The 381-nt window shown below is 66.9% G+C and carries 1 protein-coding gene; it reads right to left on the bottom strand.

The features are described 5' to 3' along the window. Positions 1-302 (bottom strand): hypothetical protein (locus tag I6F21_RS38590; protein WP_225184498.1); only part of this gene is annotated, 302 nt, incomplete at its 3' end. Positions 303-381 lie beyond the last annotated feature (79 nt).

Below are 381 nucleotides of genomic sequence, written 5' to 3'. Positions count from 1 at the left end.
ACCACAAGCAGGCCCGCCGCGACGCCGGATGACACCGGCCGCCACCGCCGCACGAGCACGGCGATCACGACGGCCACCAACGCGAGCATCAAGGCAATCAGCGTCAGGCCAAGCTGCCGCGCTTGCCCAAGGTCAATCAACAGGGTTTCGCCCGCGATGCGCACGTCCCACGGCCATGCTGGCTGCCCGTGCGCCTCGCCTGTCAGCCCAAGCGTGTGCAGCAGCACCAGCACGCCGTGCTGCGCCCATTGCAGAAAGCCAAGCAATGCGTTGAGCCAGACCGTCGCTTCCGGTCCGCTCATGATGGTGCCGCCATCTACCAGGTCTCACCCAAGCCGAGATGACCGAGTGCCTCGTGCCGCAATGCGCTCAAGCGCGGGT

The sequence above is a fragment of the Bradyrhizobium sp. NBAIM03 genome, from assembly GCF_020194055.1.
GTDB classification, from domain to species: Bacteria; Pseudomonadota; Alphaproteobacteria; order Rhizobiales; family Xanthobacteraceae; genus Bradyrhizobium; species Bradyrhizobium yuanmingense.
The sequence above is the reverse complement of the archived record's forward strand: the minus strand, read 5'-3'. Positions and strand labels throughout refer to the sequence as shown.